Here is a 16,877-nt window from a genome sequence, read left to right as displayed (position 1 = left end):
ATGTCACTCAGTCGGCGTCAGTTTATTCAGGCTTCGGGGATTGCCCTTTGTGCGGGTGCGATGCCGCTGACAGCCAGCGCCGCCGGGCAGCAGCAGCCGCTGCCCATTCCGCCGTTAATTGAATCCCGTCGCGGGCAGCCGCTTTTCCTCACGCTTCAGCGCAGCCACTGGTCCTTTACCCAGGGCACGCGCGCGCCGGTGTGGGGCATTAACGGGCGCTACCTCGGGCCGACCATCCGCGTGTGGAACGGCGATGACGTTAAGCTCATTTACAGCAACCGTACGGCGGAAAATGTTGCCATGACCATCAGCGGCTTACAGGTTCCTGGCCCTTTGATTGGCGGCGCGGCGCGAATGATGTCCCCCAACGCCGACTGGGCGCCCGTCCTGCCGATTCGCCAGAGCGCGGCAACCCTGTGGTATCACGCCAATACCCCTAACCGTACGGCGCAGCAGGTCTATAACGGTCTGGCCGGCATGTGGCTGGTGGAAGATGAGGTCAGTAAATCTCTGCCGATCCCGAACCACTACGGCGTGGACGATTTCCCGGTCATTATTCAGGACAAACGTCTGGATAACTTCGGCACGCCGGAGTACAGCGAGCCGGGCAGCGGTGGCTTTGTCGGCGATACCTTGCTGGTTAACGGCGCGCAGAGCCCGTACGTGGAAGTGTCCCGCGGCTGGGTGCGCCTGCGCCTGCTCAACGCCTCTAACTCGCGTCGCTATCAGCTGCAGATGAGCGATGGCCGCCCGCTGCACGTAATCTCCGGCGACCAGGGCTTTTTACCCGCGCCGGTCTCCGTTAAACAGCTGGCGCTGGCGCCGGGTGAACGTCGTGAAATTCTGGTGGATATGACCAACGGGGACGAAGTCTCCGTCACCTGTGGTGAAGCCGCGAGCATCGTTGACCGTATTCGCGGGTTCTTTGAGCCGTCGAGCATTCTGGTCTCCACGCTGGTGCTTACTCTGCGTCCAACCGGCCTGCTGCCGTTGGTCACCGATAGCCTGCCGATGCGCCTGCTGCCGCAGGAGATCATGAGCGGCTCGCCGGTGCGCAGCCGTGATATCAGCCTGGGCGACGATCCGGGCATTAACGGCGCGCTGTGGGATGTAAATCGCATTGATATCACCGCTCAGCAGGGAACGTGGGAGCGCTGGACGGTCCGGTCAGACATGCCGCAGTCGTTCCATATTGAAGGTGTGTCATTCCTGATCCGCAACGTTAATGGCGCGATGCCGTTCCCGGAAGATCGCGGCTGGAAAGATACCGTGTGGGTGGACGGCCAGGTTGAACTGCTCGTCTACTACGGTCAGCCTTCGTGGCCGCACTTCCCGTTCCTGTTCCACAGCCAGATGCTGGAGATGATGGACAGGGGCTCGGTAGGGCAGATGCTGGTGAATCCGGCGCCGTAACGTGCTTTTCTCCCTCTCCCTGTGGGAGAGGGTTGGGGTGAGGGCAACAGCCCGCATAATACCCCTTCATTTCCCACAATGTTCCAGCGTATAATCCCCGCCCTTTTGTCTATTTTTTCTTCGGAAGCACTATGAGCGCAATTTCCCTGATCCAGCCGGATCGTGACCTCTTCTCCTGGCCCCAGTACTGGGCGGCCTGCTTTGGACCGGCGCCGTTCCTGCCGATGTCCCGGGAAGAGATGGACCAACTGGGCTGGGACAGCTGCGATATCATTCTGGTCACGGGCGATGCCTACGTTGACCACCCGAGCTTCGGCATGGCCATCTGTGGCCGTATGCTCGAAGCGCAGGGCTTCCGCGTGGGGATCATCTCCCAGCCCGACTGGAACAGCAAAGACGACTTTATGCGTCTGGGAAAACCGAACCTGTTCTTCGGCGTGACCGCTGGCAACATGGACTCGATGATCAACCGCTATACCGCCGACCGTAAGCTGCGCCATGACGACGCCTACACGCCGGATAACGTGGCGGGCAAACGTCCGGACCGCGCGACCCTGGTTTATACCCAGCGCTGCAAGGAAGCCTGGAAAGACGTGCCGGTGATCCTCGGCGGCATCGAGGCGAGCCTGCGCCGCACCGCGCACTACGACTACTGGTCAGATACCGTGCGCCGCTCGGTGCTGGTGGACTCCAAGGCCGACATGCTGATTTACGGTAACGGCGAGCGTCCGCTGGTGGAAGTGGCGCACCGTCTGTCGCAGGGCGAGTCGGTGAGCAGCATCCGCGACGTGCGCAATACTGCGATCATGGTGAAAGAGGCGCTGCCGGGCTGGAGCGGGGTGGATTCCCGCATTATTGATATGCCGGGCAAAATCGACCCGATCCCGCACCCGTACGGTGAAGATCTGCCGTGCGCCGATAACAAGCCGGTTGAGCCGAAGAAAGCGGAAGCGAAGGCTATCGTTGTGCAGCCGCCGCGCCCGAAGCCGTGGGAAAAGACCTACGTGCTGCTGCCGTCCTACGAGAAGGTGAAAGCCGACAAGGTGCTCTACGCGCACGCGTCCCGTATTCTGCACCATGAAACCAACCCGGGCTGCGCCCGCGCGCTAATGCAGAAGCACGGCGAGCGCTTCATCTGGATCAACCCGCCGGCGATCCCGCTCTCCACCGAAGAGATGGACAGCGTCTTTGCGCTGCCGTACAAGCGCGTGCCGCACCCGGCGTACGGCAACGCCCGTATCCCGGCGTATGAGATGATCCGCTTCTCGATCAACATCATGCGCGGCTGCTTCGGCGGCTGCTCCTTCTGCTCCATTACCGAACACGAAGGCCGTATTATCCAGAGCCGCTCTGAAGATTCGATCATCAATGAGATCGAAGCCATTCGCGACACGGTGCCGGGCTTTACCGGCGTGATCTCCGATCTCGGCGGCCCAACCGCGAACATGTATATGCTGCGCTGCAAGTCGCCGCGCGCGGAGCAGACCTGCCGTCGTCTCTCCTGCGTCTACCCGAGCATTTGCGAGCACATGGATACTAACCACGAGCCGACGATCAACCTCTACCGCCGCGCGCGAGACCTGAAGGGCATCAAAAAGATCCTCATCGCCTCCGGGGTGCGTTACGACATCGCCGTGGAAGATCCTCGCTATATCAAAGAGCTGGCGACGCACCACGTCGGCGGTTATCTGAAGATTGCGCCGGAGCACACCGAAGAAGGCCCGCTGTCGAAGATGATGAAGCCGGGCATGGGCAGCTACGATCGCTTTAAGCAGCTGTTCGACACCTACTCGAAGCAGGCGGGCAAAGAGCAGTATTTGATCCCGTACTTCATCTCCGCGCATCCTGGCACGCGCGATGAAGACATGGTGAACCTGGCGCTGTGGCTGAAGCAGCGTCGCTTCCGTCTGGATCAGGTGCAGAACTTCTATCCTTCACCGCTCGCCAACTCGACGACCATGTATTACACCGGCAAAAACCCGCTGAGTAAGATTGGCTACAAGAGTGAAGAGGTGGTTGTGCCGAAAGGGGATAAACAGCGTCGTCTGCATAAGGCGCTGCTGCGTTACCACGACCCGAAAAACTGGCCGCTGATCCGCCAGGCGCTGGAAGAGATGGGTAAAAAACACCTTATTGGCTCGCGCCGCGACTGCCTGGTTCCGGCTCCTACGCTGGATGAGATGCGCGAAGCGCGTCGCCAGAACCGCAATACGCGCCCGGCGCTGACCAAACATACGCCGATTGTGCATCAGCGATCGAACGGTAATTCCAGTGTGAAGAAACCTGTGAAGCGTAAAGCGTAAAAGAAAACCCCGGCTTGCCGGGGTTTTTTGTAGGTCGGGTAAGGCGAAGCCGCCACCCGGCGTTTTAACGCGATTAACCGCCAAACTGATCCGGGTCCGGCCCAAGCCGCTTACCTTTATCCAGCTTCGCAATTTCACCCAGCTCGTCTTTGTCCAGTCGGAAATCCCAGACGTCGAAGTTCTCGGCAATGCGCGACGGCGTGACCGATTTCGGGATCACCACCAGGCCGTTGTCCAGATGCCAGCGAATGACGATCTGCGCCGGGGTTTTGCCGTATTTATCCGCCAGGTCGCGGATGATTTTCTGATCGAACACGCCTTCACCGCCCTGCGCCAGCGGGCTCCAGGACTCGGTCTGGATCTTGTGGGTGGCGTTCCAGGCGTGAAGCTGGCGCTGCTGCAGCAGCGGGTGCAGCTCGATCTGGTTAATCACCGGAGCGACGCCCGTTTCGTCAATCAGGCGCTGCAGGTGATGCACCTGGAAGTTACAGACGCCGATGCTTTTCACCAGCCCCTCTTTCTGCAGTTCAATCATCCCTTTCCAGGCGTCAACGTAATGGTCGATGGCCGGAACCGGCCAGTGCATCAGGTACAGATCGACGAAATCAAGCTGGAGTTTCTCCAGGCTCTCCTGCAATGCTTCGCGGGGGCGCTTTTGATCGTCGTTCCACAGTTTAGTGGTGATGAACAGCTCATCGCGAGGGACGCCGGCGCTGGCCAGCGCGGTCCCCACGCCGTCCTCGTTTTTGTACGCGGCGGCGGTATCAATCGACCGATAGCCGACTTCGAGTGCTTTATGAATGGCGGAGACGACCTCGTCGTTACCGGCTTTCCATACACCTAGCCCCAGCTGGGGCATCACGTTGCCGTCCTGCAGCTTGATTACGGTTTGGTTTGCCATTTTTCCTCCTTCAGGTGCGCATCGCCGGAGGGGGACTCCGGCGATGGGGTGTGCATTAAGTCTGGACGAAATGTCAAAAAACGAAAGTCAGGATGCCAAAAACGCTTAGCGTGCCGCTTCGTAGATTCGACGGCTGACGTCCAGCGTAATGTCGCCGTGCTCGCCCAGCTGGGTCATGCCGTGCTCTTCAAGTTTTGCCAGCAGGGCAGGGATGGAGCTGCCGTCCAGGCCGTAGCCGGACAGACGTGTTGGTACGCCCAGGCTTTCAAAGAAGTTACGGGTCGCTGCAATGGCGGCCTCAATACGCGCATCGTCAGAACCCTCGGTGATGTTCCACACGCGCTCGGCGTACTGCAGCAGCTTGGCACGCTTGGTATCCCGTTTTTCGTTCCACAGCGCAGGCAGCACAACGGCCAGCGTCTGGGCGTGGTCCAGGCCGTGCATCGCCGTCAGCTCGTGGCCCAGCATATGGGTTGCCCAGTCCTGCGGCACGCCAGCGCCGATCAGGCCGTTCAGCGCCTGCGTCGCGGCCCACATGACGTTGGCACGCACGTCGTAGTTTTCCGGCTCTTTCAGCGCTTTCGGGCCGTCTTCAATCAGCGTCAGCAGAATGCCTTCCGCGAAGCGATCCTGAATTTTGGCATTAACAGGGTAGGTCACGTACTGCTCGACGGTGTGTACAAAGGCGTCGACCACGCCGTTCGCCACCTGACGCGCGGGCAGGGTGTAGGTGTAAACCGGATCCAGAATGGCAAAGACAGGCTGAACGTGTTCGTTCATAAAGGCCTGCTTGTCGCCGGTGGTTTTGCGGGAGATCACCGCGCCCTTGTTGGATTCAGAACCCGTCGCTGGCAGGGTCAATACGGATCCCATCGGGATCGCGCTTTTAATGTCGCTGCCGCGGGTTTCCAGGATGTGCCACGGATCGATGCCATCAGCGTAGTGCGCTGCTGCCGCGATGAATTTAGTGCCGTCCAGCACGGAGCCGCCGCCGACCGCCAGCAGGAAGGTGATGTTTTCTTCGCGGGCGATTTTCACCGCGTTCATCAGCGTTTCGTAAGACGGGTTTGGCTCAATGCCGCCGAACTCACGCACGTCCAGTCCGTCCAGAGCGCTGTAAACTTGATCCAGCACGCCGGTTTTTTTCACGCTGCCGCCACCGTAGGTGATCAGCACGCGGGCGTCAGCAGGGATCTGCGCGCGCAGGTCGGCGATAGCGTCTTTACCAAACAGAATGCGGGTTGGGGTGTGAAGATTAAAGTTGTTCATTGCTCGTTCCCTTTAGTGGGTGAAAAACCGTGGTGGCGCTGATGGCTACCTGATGCTGCTCATTGTGGCCGTCCGGGGCCAGGCTCTCAATGCACATTCCTGCCGATGTCTTGCCCATTTCTACAGAGCGCTGGAGAAACTTCGTAAGAATGCGCAGACTGTGAGGGTCGGAAACCGTACCCGGAGTAACGTAAAATGAACCGTGAAGCGATCTGCCTTCAGCTTACCTCGCAGATTAAAAGGCTGATAGATAAAGAAAATAATGTTAGCGACCTGCTGCCGGACATTCGCCTGCTCTACGGCACGCAGCCCGGGACGCGCACGCCGGTGATGTACCAGCCGGGCATCGTTTTTCTCTTTTCAGGCCATAAGATTGGCTATATCAACGAGCGGGTGTTCCGCTACGACACCAATGAATATCTGCTCCTGACGGTACCTTTACCCTTCGAATGTGAAACCTTCGCGACAGAGTCGGTCCCGCTGGCGGGTATTCGCGTCAACGTCGATATTCTTCAGCTGCAGGAGCTGCTGATGGAGATTGGCGAAGACGAGCTTTTCCAGCCGTCGATGGCCTCCAGCGGGATTAACTCGGCGACGCTGTCGGAAGAGATCCTCTGCGCCATTGAGCGCCTGCTGGACGTCATGGAAAGGCCGCTGGACGCGCGTATTCTCGGCAAGCAGATTATCCGCGAAATTCTTTATCACGTGCTGCTGGGGCCGGGCGGCGGGGCGTTACTTGCGCTGGTGAGCCGACAGACCCACTTCAGCCTGATCAGCCGCGTGCTCAAGCGTATTGAAAGCCAGTACACGGAGAACCTCAGCGTTGACCAGCTGGCGGCGGAAGCGAACATGAGCGTTTCGGCGTTTCACCACAACTTTAAGTCGGTGACCAGCACCTCGCCGCTGCAGTACCTCAAAACCTACCGTTTGCATAAGGCACGGATGTTGATGATCCACGACGGCATGAAGGCCAGCGCGGCGGCCATGCGCGTCGGCTACGAAAGTGCGTCGCAGTTCAGTCGGGAGTTTAAGCGCTATTTCGGCGTCACGCCGGGAGAAGATGCGTCACGTATAAGAACGATGCAGGGCGCCTGAGGGGAAACGTAGGCCGGGAAAGCGGTAACGCCACCCGGCTTTTGTTTATGCACTGCAATACTTTTTCTTAATCACCACCGCAATGGTACCCACCAGCCCAGCAACCAGCAGGAATATCGGCAGGATCATCAGGAAGGTCATCACCTGATCTTCATGGTGCTTCACAAAGGGGATCATGTTCAGCGCGTAGCCGAGGGTGGTGACCACGCCAACCCACAGCAGGGCGCTCAGCCAGTTGAAGAACTGGAAGCGGCGGTTAGACAGCCCGGAAATACCCGCCATGGTGGGCAGAAGGGTGCGCACAAACGCCAGGAAACGCCCGGCGAGCAGCGCCAGCAGGCCGTGGCGGTCAAACATACAGGTCGCACGCTGGTGATATTTATGGGGCAACTGCGCCAGCCAGCCCTTCACCACGCGCGTGTTCCCCAGCCAGCGGCCCTGCAGATAGCTCAGCCAGCAGCCCAGGCTCGCGGCGGAGGTAAGGATAACCATCGTTGGCGTAAAGTCCATGACGCCTTTGCCGATCAGCGCCCCGGCAAGCAAAAGCAAACTGTCACCGGGTAAAAACGAGGCTGGCAGTAATCCATTTTCCAGAAACAGCGTCGCGAACATCACGAAATAGACGACGCCTACAACGTGGGGATCCGCCAGGGCGGCAAAATCATGTTGCCAGAGCGCCGCGATAATATCTTGAATAACAGCCATGGACTTTCCTGTGGAACAGCAGAGATAACGCTATTGTACTCCCAATTTCACCTGTCGGGATTGATCGCAGGCGCAACTCATGCAGACTTTTCTGCATGCAGTGTTCACAAAAGCGTCCGGGGAGTACATTTTCAGCCCGCACTCTACACGATACGTTCAAAGCCTGCAGATAAATCCGCAATTAAATCGTCCACATTTTCTAAACCGATATGCAATCTAATGAGGGTGCCGCTGAAGTCCACTTCTCCGCCGGGGCGCAGGGCCGCGATCTGCTCCGGCTGATTCGGCAGGATCAGGGATTCAAAACCGCCCCAGGAGTAGGCCATGCTGAAGAGGGTAAAATTATCCAGATAGCTTGCCAGTTCGTCATTACTCAGCCGTTTTTTAAGGACAAACGAGAACAGCCCGCTGCTGCCCGTAAAGTCACGTTGCCAGAACTCATGGCCTTTACTACCCGGCAGCGCCGGATGGTTCACGCGCTCAACCTGCGGATGCTGCGCCAGCCATTCAGCGATTTTCAGGCTACTTTCATGATGCTGACGCAGACGCACGCCGAGCGTACGAATGCCCCGGCTGGTCATGTATGCCGTGTCTGCATCCACCATCTGGCCCATCAGGTAGGCATTTTCCCGCAGCTGGTCCCAGCAGCGCGCGTTGGAAACCGCGGTGCCAATCATCCCGTCAGAGTGTCCAATCAGGTATTTCGTTGCCGCCTGAATCGAGATATCAATATCGAATTCCAGCGCCTTAAACAGCACACCTGCCGCCCAGGTGTTGTCGATCATGATAATCGCCTCTGGCGCTTTGCTGCGCACGGCCTTCACGATAGCCGGAACGTCGTGCACTTCCATGGTGATGGAGCCAGGAGATTCCAGGAACACAATGCGCGTGTTTGGCTGGATAAGTTCAGCAATGCCTTCACCAATCAGCGGGTCAAACCAGCTGGTGGTCACGCCGAGCTTGCTGAGAATTTTGGTGCAGAAATCCTGGCTGGGTTCATAGGCGGTGTTGGTCATCAGGATATGGTCGCCCTGTTCCACAAACGACAGAATGGTGTTCGCGACCGCCGCCGCACCGCACGGGAACAACGCGCAGCCCGCGCCCCCCTCCAGCTCGCACATCGCTTCCTGCAGCGAAAAATGGGTTAGCGTGCCGCGGCGACCGTAGAACAGCCCACCTTTCGCGCGGTTACGCGTGGCGATTTTTTTCTCCTCAACGGTATCAAACACCAGCGAGGAAGCGCGTTGAATCACGCTGTTGACCGATCCCTGAGTGTATTTCTTGCTGCGTCCCGCCTGCACCAGCGTGGTATCAAGATGCTTCTTGGTCATGTTCGCTAACCCTGTTTTTATACGTCTGGACGTCCAGACTACCACGATTGTAAAAAACTGCACCCGCATGCTTATCGAATAAGCAGAAAATATTAGCAAAAAAGCGCATAAGAAATTTTTACTGCGTAAGCGCAAGGAAACTGAGCGAAAATTACGGCACCATGTAAATACTAATGAGAACGACTATCAATTCGACGGCTTTTTGATATTATTACGTTCAGATTTTGTGATTTGCGTCCTGGAGATACAGAGTGGGTAATAATTTGATGCAGACGGATCTCTCCGTTTGGGGCATGTATCATCATGCTGACATCGTGGTTAAGATTGTGATGATCGGCCTGATTCTGGCGTCCGTTGTCACCTGGGCTATCTTCTTCAGCAAAAGCGCCGAGCTGCTTTCGCAGAAGCGTCGCCTCAAGCGGGAACAGCAGCAGCTGGCAGAAGCCCGCTCTCTGGATCAGGCTTCTGAGATGACCTCATCCTTCCACCCGAAAAGCCTGACCACCCTGTTAGTGAATGAAGCTCAGAACGAGCTGGAACTCTCCGCCGGCAGTGAAGATAACGAAGGTATTAAAGAGCGTACCGGTTTCCGTCTGGAGCGTCGCGTTGCGGCCGTTGGCCGACACATGGGACGCGGCAATGGGTATCTGGCGACCATCGGCGCGATTTCACCGTTCATCGGTCTTTTCGGTACGGTCTGGGGCATCATGAACAGCTTTATCGGCATTGCTCAGACCCAAACCACCAACCTGGCGGTAGTGGCCCCGGGTATCGCGGAAGCGCTGCTGGCGACGGCAATCGGTCTGGTTGCGGCAATTCCGGCGGTGGTTATCTACAACATTTTCGCGCGTATGATCGGCAACTACAAAGCCACGCTCGGTGACGTTGCCGCTCAGGTTCTGCTGCTGCAAAGCCGCGATCTCGACCTGAATGCCAGCGCCGTGAAGCCGGTGCACGCGGCGTCTAAACTGCGCGTAGGTTGATTGTATGGCAATGCGTCTAAACGAAAATCTGGACGATAACGGCGAAATGCACGAAATCAACGTGACGCCGTTTATCGACGTCATGCTGGTGCTGCTGATTATCTTCATGGTGGCAGCCCCCCTGGCGACGGTGGACGTGAAGGTGAATCTTCCTGCCTCCTCCAGCCAGCCGCAGCCGCGTCCGGAAAAGCCAATTTATTTGTCGGTGAAAGCGGATAAATCCATGTTCCTGGGGAACGACCCTGTGACGGATGCCTCCGTTATTCCGGCGCTGGACCAGCTGACCGGCGGCAAGAAGGACACCACCGTCTTCTTCCGGGCGGACAAAACCGTCGACTACGAAACCATGATGAAGGTAATGGACACGCTGCATCAGGCGGGTTATCTGAAGATTGGGCTGGTCGGGGAAGAGAAAGCGGCCTCGAAGTGATAAAGAAGCTGGCGAAAGCCGGCTTTTTTTATGCCTGTTGGTTTATGCGTTTTTGTTGTCCGTCGGTGCGGTAGAGGAGGTGGGGGTCAGCGCGTCCTCATCGAGCGCAACGCAGGTGACGTTTGACGTACGGTACTCACCGGCTGACAGTTTGCGCGTCAGGCGCAGGGTGGCGACTTCTCTGGCAAGCAGATACTGATAGTTGGCCTCAAGACGTCCCAGCAGTTTCTCTTTCAGTTCTGGAAGCTGTTCGATGATGGCGTTCATCACGGCGCCGTAAATTTCTTCTTTAACCTGTAACGGATAAATCTCACGGCGATTCTGCCATTTCAGACGCACCAGCGTTGCCGGGATCGATACCAGGTCTTGTGTAATACGCGTCATCTCGGCATTTTTTGCATTTCTTAGCCCCTCGATATTTTGCTTTAAGATAAATTCATCACTTTTTTTATCATCTAAAGTCAAATAAACGTTATTGTCTTTAACTTTAACTTCTTTCACGTTAATCTTCCCCCAGGGTATAAAAAATAGGGTTGTTTTTTTCTCGCGTAATTAGATTAAGCCAAATTTCATTGCCGGCCTCATTTATTTCCTTCGTTTTTTCAGCCATTATTTGACTTAGTTTCTGGGCATCTATTTCGCCTTCTGCCTGCAGGTCATTCAGCAGGTGGACGAAGGCTTCAATTTTTATAGCGCGAAATAAGCGGTCTTTTATATGGCGATCGTGCTCTTCCAGCAGCATATTACGGGATTTGCCAGTGTGAGAAACGCCAATTAATATATCAGGCTCGTAATCAGAGAGCTTTCTTTTCCCCTGAGTGAAACTGGCCTTTTTTTCTTCTTCCGTCGGTTGCTGTTCCACAGGCGTAATGTGGTACTTAGCCGGGACGAGATAGTCGGGCAGCATTTTTAATTTCCTTTAATTTCAACAGGGTGGGGTTGGTAAAGGCGTGAGATTCGTTGACAATATCATGAGGCAATTTTAAAATCAAAAAAAATGGAGCCAACCCATGAACAGCATCTTTTTTACGGTCATCACATTACTATTACTGACCGCTGGTGTGCTTTTATTGATGCAGGAGTTCAATAAAACGAAAGTGTCGAAAGACACCAGTGAACCGCCACAACCTGAACTGATGACAAAAGAGGAAGGAGAAGATCATTTCTCTGTTTTGATGAACTCCGTTACGCCTGTCTGGTACTGGCGGGTGAATCATGAATATATCGACTTCTTACACGCGACAATTAAGCGCATGAAAATGTCGGAAATTAATGACACGCCCGGTCTGTTTGAGGCGCAGCGTCGCTGTAGCGATCTGAATTCAGCGGTTTATAAATATTACGACAACATCAAAAAGCGCTGTCTTAACGGTGAGAAGGTCTCGTATTCCGACCTGGACGTATTAAACCTTCGCCAGTGTTTTCGCGAGTTTAGCCTGGAAGCCTACCCGGAGCTGGTGGTGCTGGTCTGGCCGGAGTATGCGCGTCCTGAGGTTAACCCGGACGACGTCTGAGTGGCGTACTGGTTAGTTCTTGCAAACAGTCAGCGCCGTTGAGATATACTGAGCGCTGGTTTCGTTTGCAGACAGGATTTTATGGAACGCTTCTTTGAAAACGCAATGTATGCCTCTCGCTGGCTGCTCGCACCCGTCTATTTCGGTCTTTCCCTGGCGCTGGTCGCCCTGACGATCAAGTTCTTCCAGGAGATTTTCCACGTATTGCCGAACATTTTCTCCGTGGCGGAAGCCGATTTAATTCTGGTTCTGCTGTCGCTGGTGGATATGACGCTGGTGGGCGGCTTACTGGTGATGGTGATGTTCTCCGGTTATGAGAACTTCGTCTCTCAGCTTGATATCGCCGAGCATAAAGAAAAGCTCAGCTGGCTGGGGAAAATGGACGCCTCGTCGCTGAAGAATAAAGTTGCGGCATCTATAGTGGCAATCTCCTCTATCCACCTGTTACGCGTGTTTATGGACGCGAAAAACGTCCCGGATAATAAGCTGATGTGGTATGTGATTATCCACCTGACGTTTGTGCTGTCGGCGTTTGTGATGGGGTATCTGGATAAGATCAGTAAGAAATAAGGTACACATTTCTCCCCTCACCCTAACCCTCTCCCGGGGAAGGGTTAGGGTGAGGGGAGAAAGCATCGAACCACACTATTTATCCGACGACGCCTGCCACAAATTCAGTTCCCCGTCCGCCACGTGCTGGTCAATCCGCGTCAGTTCATCTTCCGTAAAGCGCAGATTACCCAGCGCCTGAACATTCTCCTCCAGCTGTTCCGGGCGGCTCGCGCCAATCAGCACTGACGTCACGCGAGCATCTTTCAGCAGCCAGCTCAACGCCATCTGCGCCATCGTCTGCGCGCGCGCCTGCGCCATCTCATTAAGCAGACGAAGACTGTTCAGGTTAGCTTCCGTCAGCATTTTCTGCGTCAGGCCGCGCACTTTGTTCCCCTCGCGCTGCATGCGAGAACCTTCCGGAATACCGTTCAGGTATTTTCCGGTCAGCAGACCCTGCGCCAGCGGGGTAAAGGCAATACACCCCGTGCCGTTTGCTTCCAGCGTATCCAGCAAGCCGGTCTTATCGACCCAGCGGTTAAGCAGGTTATAGGACGGCTGGTGGATCAGCAGCGGGATCTTCCACTCGTGCAGCAGCGCGGCCATTTTTTGTGTGCGCTCGGTAGAGTAGGAGGAAATGCCCACGTACAGCGCTTTCCCACTCTGAACAGCATGAGCCAGCGCGGAGGCCGTCTCTTCCATTGGCGTATTTTCATCCACGCGGTGGGAATAGAAAATATCCACGTATTCGACGCCCATACGTTTCAGGCTCTGGTCGAGACTGGCGAGCAGATACTTACGTGAGCCGCCTGAACCGTACGGGCCTGGCCACATGTCGTAACCGGCTTTAGTGGAGATAATCAGCTCGTCGCGATACCGGGCAAAGTCCTCACGCAGCAGGCGGCCAAAGTTCTCTTCCGCGCTTCCCGCAGGCGGTCCGTAGTTGTTGGCAAGATCGAAATGGGTAATCCCGAGGTCGAAGGCTTTACGCAGCAGCGCGCGCTGGGAATCAAGGGGCTGAACGTGGCCGAAGCTATGCCACAGGCCCAGCGACAGCGCGGGCAGGCGCAGGCCGCTCTTGCCACAGTAGCGGTACTGCATATTCTCGTAGCGGGTAGCGTCAGGGTACCAGGACATGATGTCTCCTTTTCTTATAGATGATTTTTTGAAACGTCGTTTTCATTCTGAACTTATCACATCATGTCGTGCGAAGATAAGGGTTAACGGTGGCTGTGCGACCTGTGAAGCCACGCTAACTAAAAATAATCACAAAAGGTTATAATTTCCCTGCACCCTGCCGATAACGAGAGTAGCACTCGCCTCTGGGCGAATTCACCCTCACGGCAAGGAAGACTTATGAATATGCTCCGTAATTTCACGATCCGTTTCGTCATGCTGACGATCCTCGGGATTTTTTGTTTAATGTGGGCGGGCGTCGGGCTGTACAGCACCTGGTCCCTGTCACGGGTATCAGACGGCAATGAAGTCGATCGCCAACTGGTCAAACAGATGATGGTGCTCAGCCAGGGCAACGATCAGTATTTCCGCTTTGTGACCCGTCTGAGCCGCGCCATGGAGGTCAAAGCCGCTGGCGGCACGCCGGATTTGTCCTCTGCCCAACAGGCGCTGGACAACATGGGTAAGAAACTGGCCGAAATGAAGGCGATCTCGCCTGGCCCAATGGATGAGCAGGTCTCTGCGCAGGTGATCGGTGCCTGGCAGGCGCTGCTTGAACAGGGCGTGACGCCGCAAATGGAGCAGGCGAAGCAGGCGACCCTGGACGGCTACCGCCAGCAGGCCAACAACGTTACGCCGCCGCTAAGCCGTGCGTTCGGTGCCGCCGCCGAGAAGTTCAATAATGCCGCCGCGAAGACGCTCGACAGCACCCGCATGGTGGTCGACGGCCTGACCAGCATGACCCGCACGGTTATTATCGTCGCCACCATTATCGGCCTGCTGATCCTGCTCTTTACCGACCGCTACCTGGTGGCGATGCTGGTCAAACCGCTGGAGCGCATTCGCCAGCAGTTTCGCCAGATTGCCCAGGGCGATCTCAGCCAGCCCATTGCGCCTTTCGGCCGCAACTGCGTGGGACAGTTGGTGCCGTTGCTGAGCGCCATGCAGGACAGCCTGCGTGAAGCGGTCAGCACCATTCGCTCCGGCAGTGAGAATATCTGGCGCGGCGCGACGGAGATCTCCAGCGGCAACAACGATCTCTCTTCCCGTACCGAAGAGCAGGCTGCCGCGCTGGAAGAGACGGCGGCCAGCATGGAACAGCTGACCGCTACCGTGAAGCTGAACGCCGAAAGCGCGCGTCAGGCCAGCCAGCTTGCCGATGTGGCCTCAACCACCGCCAGCCGCGGCGGCTCGCTGGTGGAAGAGGTGGTCACCACCATGAGCGGTATTTCGGAAAGCTCGAAGAAAATTGCTGAAATCACCAACGTCATCAACAGCATTGCCTTCCAGACCAATATTCTGGCGCTCAATGCGGCCGTAGAAGCGGCGCGCGCGGGCGAGCAGGGGCGTGGATTCGCCGTAGTGGCGGGTGAAGTCCGCAACCTGGCAAGCCGAAGCGCCAATGCGGCAAAAGAAATTGAGGGTCTGATTACCGATTCCGTGACCCGCGTCGAGCAGGGTGCGCAGCTGGTGAGCGACACCGGCACCACCATGGATGCGATTTTGCGCGACGTGACGGAGGTGACGACCATTATGAAGCAAATCGCGTCGGCTTCTGAGGAGCAAAGTAAGGGCATTTCGCAGGTCGGGATTGCCATTACGCAGATGGACGGCGTCACCCAGCAGAACGCCTCGCTGGTCGAAGAGGTTTCCGCGGCAGCCGCGGCGCTGGAACGCCAGACCGAAGAGCTTCAGCGTTCGGTGCAGAAGTTCCGCCTGACGGCATAACACAACAGGCCGCCTGATGCGGCCTTACTTCTTTCTTTTCCCGATGCTGTTAGTGCGTCGCTTCACCGATCAGCGCGCCCGTGCCGGCACCCACGGCCGCGCCTTTCAGCACGCTATTGCCCGTCACCGCAGCCGCGCCCGCGCCAACGACGGCACCCACGGCACCGCCCTTACGTGCGTCTTTGCCTTTTTCGCCGTTTTTGAACATTGCACCCGTGCCTGCGCCAACCACGGCACCGCCCACGGTTGATTTCAGATCTTTGCCCGTGGCTGCGCCAATAGCAGCACCTGCTACCGCGCCGGCGGCGGTTTTGTCGATGGCCATTCCCGAGGTGGAAAAAATGAGGGCGCTGATAACCAGCGTTGTTTTAATAAGTTTCATAACAGATCCTTTGTGACTGCTGTCAGTTGATACGGCGTTTCTCATTCTGAGGTGAGAAAAACGTCCAGATAGTGCCAGCAATAGCCACTCAACCTTTAGGCTAATGATGCCCTGGGCAAGGATCGCGGCTGCCGGGCGGGGAGCCGCCCGGCGGAACGTTACGCCTGACGCTTGTCTTCCGTATTGGTATCGAAGTCGCTCGCCGCGTGGCGTTCGTGGAGCTGTTCGTTCAGCTCGCCGCTGGTGCGGTTAACGATGCGACCGCGCTTAACCGCATGGCGGTTCGCCACGTCCTTCGCCCAGCGCTGGACGTTGGTATACTTCTCCGCGTCCAGGAACTCGGCGGCGTTATAGACGCTGCCCAGCGCCACGCAACCGAACCACGGCCAGATCGCCATATCCGCGATGGTGTACTCCTCACCCGCCACGTAGCGACCGCGCGCCAGCTGTTTATCCAGCACGTCGAACAGGCGCTTAGCTTCCATGGTGAAGCGGTCAATCGCGTACTCAATCTTCACCGGTGCGTAGTTGTAGAAGTGGCCAAAGCCACCGCCGAGGAACGGTGCCGCGCCCTGGAGCCAAAACAGCCAGTTCAGCGTCTCGGTGCGTCCCGCCGGATCTTTCGGCAGGAAGTGGCCGAATTTCTCCGCCAGATAGAGCAGGATATTGCCGGATTCAAAAACGCGCGTTGGCGGGTTCGTGGAGTGGTCACGCAGCGCCGGTATTTTCGAGTTCGGGTTCACATCGACAAACCCGCTGGAGAACTGGTCGCCCTCGCCGATGCGGATCAACCACGCATCGTATTCCGCGCCCGTCACGCCCAGCGCCAGCAGCTCTTCGAGCATGATCGTCACCTTCTGGCCGTTCGGTGTGCCCAGCGAGTAGAGCTGCAGCGGGTGAGAGCCGACAGGAAGATCTTTCTCATGCGTTGCGCCGGAAATTGGACGGTTGATGTTGGCGAACGCGCCGCCGCCGTTCTTTTTCCATTCCCACACTTTGGGTGGCTGATACGTGTTGTCTGACATGTTGGCCTGCCTTTTTAGTGATGTGTTGAGGCAGTGTAGCAGGAGATTTGTGAAGCGTTTAACGTTGTGAGCG

General features: G+C 56.8%; 17 protein-coding genes. 8 read left to right on the top strand and 9 right to left on the bottom strand.

Annotated features, from left to right (window positions below; all coding sequences use genetic code 11):
• The gene (ftsP, locus tag ACMGGH_RS01855; protein ID WP_232948964.1) at nt 1-1,413 is read left to right on the top strand and encodes a cell division protein FtsP; all 1,413 of its coding nucleotides are present in this window, start codon (nt 1-3) and stop codon (nt 1,411-1,413) included.
• A 131-nt stretch (nt 1,414-1,544) separates the two neighbouring features.
• Nucleotides 1,545-3,716: a YgiQ family radical SAM protein gene (locus ACMGGH_RS01850; RefSeq protein ID WP_232948963.1), complete on the top strand. Its 2,172-nt coding sequence runs from the start codon at nt 1,545-1,547 to the stop codon at nt 3,714-3,716.
• 73 nt (nt 3,717-3,789) lie between these two features.
• On the opposite strand, the gene dkgA is transcribed toward ACMGGH_RS01850, so the two are convergent.
• Both dkgA and yqhD read right to left on the bottom strand, forming a co-directional pair.
• On the bottom strand, nt 3,790-4,617 hold the full coding sequence (gene dkgA / locus ACMGGH_RS01845) for a 2,5-didehydrogluconate reductase DkgA (RefSeq protein WP_021242117.1): 828 nt from the start codon (nt 4,615-4,617) through the stop codon (nt 3,790-3,792).
• A 105-nt stretch (nt 4,618-4,722) separates the two neighbouring features.
• Nucleotides 4,723-5,886 (bottom strand): alcohol dehydrogenase, encoded by a 1,164-nt coding sequence (yqhD, locus tag ACMGGH_RS01840; protein WP_232948962.1) that lies wholly within the window; start codon nt 5,884-5,886, stop codon nt 4,723-4,725.
• Nucleotides 5,887-6,081: 195 nt separating this feature from the next.
• Here yqhD and ACMGGH_RS01835 point away from each other — a divergent pair, with 195 nt between their 5' ends.
• Complete coding sequence (locus tag ACMGGH_RS01835; RefSeq protein WP_232948961.1) at nt 6,082-6,981, top strand: AraC family transcriptional regulator; 900 nt, start codon at nt 6,082-6,084, stop codon at nt 6,979-6,981.
• A 45-nt stretch (nt 6,982-7,026) separates the two neighbouring features.
• On the opposite strand, the gene yghB is transcribed toward ACMGGH_RS01835, so the two are convergent.
• Together yghB and metC are read right to left on the bottom strand one after the other, a co-directional pair.
• Nucleotides 7,027-7,686 (bottom strand): DedA family general envelope maintenance protein YghB, encoded by a 660-nt coding sequence (gene yghB, locus ACMGGH_RS01830; RefSeq protein ID WP_028014419.1) that lies wholly within the window; start codon nt 7,684-7,686, stop codon nt 7,027-7,029.
• Nucleotides 7,687-7,829: 143 nt separating this feature from the next.
• The gene (gene metC, locus ACMGGH_RS01825) at nt 7,830-9,017 is read right to left on the bottom strand and encodes a cystathionine beta-lyase (protein WP_193540934.1); all 1,188 of its coding nucleotides are present in this window, start codon (nt 9,015-9,017) and stop codon (nt 7,830-7,832) included.
• 251 nt (nt 9,018-9,268) lie between these two features.
• Between metC and exbB the strand changes: the two genes are divergently transcribed.
• Together exbB and exbD are read left to right on the top strand one after the other, a co-directional pair.
• On the top strand, nt 9,269-10,000 hold the full coding sequence (gene exbB / locus ACMGGH_RS01820; protein ID WP_028014417.1) for a tol-pal system-associated acyl-CoA thioesterase: 732 nt from the start codon (nt 9,269-9,271) through the stop codon (nt 9,998-10,000).
• A 4-nt stretch (nt 10,001-10,004) separates the two neighbouring features.
• Nucleotides 10,005-10,430: a TonB system transport protein ExbD gene (gene exbD / locus ACMGGH_RS01815; RefSeq protein WP_032643392.1), complete on the top strand. Its 426-nt coding sequence runs from the start codon at nt 10,005-10,007 to the stop codon at nt 10,428-10,430.
• A 42-nt stretch (nt 10,431-10,472) separates the two neighbouring features.
• On the opposite strand, the gene ACMGGH_RS01810 is transcribed toward exbD, so the two are convergent.
• Complete coding sequence (locus ACMGGH_RS01810; RefSeq protein WP_416172908.1) at nt 10,473-10,952, bottom strand: cytoplasmic protein; 480 nt, start codon at nt 10,950-10,952, stop codon at nt 10,473-10,475.
• On the bottom strand, nt 10,933-11,337 hold the full coding sequence (locus tag ACMGGH_RS01805; protein WP_219358140.1) for a hypothetical protein: 405 nt from the start codon (nt 11,335-11,337) through the stop codon (nt 10,933-10,935). Before ACMGGH_RS01805 ends, ACMGGH_RS01810 begins: the two co-directional genes overlap by 20 nt.
• 103 nt (nt 11,338-11,440) lie before the next feature.
• Here ACMGGH_RS01805 and ACMGGH_RS01800 point away from each other — a divergent pair, with 103 nt between their 5' ends.
• Nucleotides 11,441-11,944, top strand: a complete 504-nt coding sequence (locus tag ACMGGH_RS01800; RefSeq protein ID WP_041908140.1) for an ESA_00282 family adhesion-associated protein — start codon at nt 11,441-11,443, stop codon at nt 11,942-11,944.
• Nucleotides 11,945-12,025: 81 nt separating this feature from the next.
• The gene (locus tag ACMGGH_RS01795) at nt 12,026-12,514 is read left to right on the top strand and encodes a TIGR00645 family protein (RefSeq protein WP_003862473.1); all 489 of its coding nucleotides are present in this window, start codon (nt 12,026-12,028) and stop codon (nt 12,512-12,514) included.
• Between the two features lie 75 nt (nt 12,515-12,589).
• On the opposite strand, the gene ACMGGH_RS01790 is transcribed toward ACMGGH_RS01795, so the two are convergent.
• Nucleotides 12,590-13,630 carry an aldo/keto reductase gene (locus ACMGGH_RS01790; protein ID WP_232948959.1) on the bottom strand — a complete coding sequence of 347 codons (1,041 nt, stop codon included), beginning with the start codon at nt 13,628-13,630 and terminating at the stop codon, nt 12,590-12,592.
• Nucleotides 13,631-13,849: 219 nt separating this feature from the next.
• Here ACMGGH_RS01790 and ACMGGH_RS01785 point away from each other — a divergent pair, with 219 nt between their 5' ends.
• On the top strand, nt 13,850-15,397 hold the full coding sequence (locus ACMGGH_RS01785) for a methyl-accepting chemotaxis protein (protein ID WP_045260793.1): 1,548 nt from the start codon (nt 13,850-13,852) through the stop codon (nt 15,395-15,397).
• Between the two features lie 49 nt (nt 15,398-15,446).
• On the opposite strand, the gene ACMGGH_RS01780 is transcribed toward ACMGGH_RS01785, so the two are convergent.
• Both ACMGGH_RS01780 and yghU read right to left on the bottom strand, forming a co-directional pair.
• Nucleotides 15,447-15,779 (bottom strand): YMGG-like glycine zipper-containing protein, encoded by a 333-nt coding sequence (locus tag ACMGGH_RS01780; protein ID WP_041908148.1) that lies wholly within the window; start codon nt 15,777-15,779, stop codon nt 15,447-15,449.
• A gap of 158 nt (nt 15,780-15,937) precedes the next feature.
• Nucleotides 15,938-16,804: a glutathione-dependent disulfide-bond oxidoreductase gene (yghU, locus tag ACMGGH_RS01775; RefSeq protein WP_028014407.1), complete on the bottom strand. Its 867-nt coding sequence runs from the start codon at nt 16,802-16,804 to the stop codon at nt 15,938-15,940.
• Nucleotides 16,805-16,877 lie beyond the last annotated feature (73 nt).

The organism is Enterobacter sp. BNK-16 (genome assembly GCF_048684955.1).
GTDB classification, from domain to species: Bacteria; Pseudomonadota; Gammaproteobacteria; order Enterobacterales; family Enterobacteriaceae; genus Enterobacter; species Enterobacter bugandensis.
The sequence above is the reverse complement of the archived record's forward strand: the minus strand, read 5'-3'. Positions and strand labels throughout refer to the sequence as shown.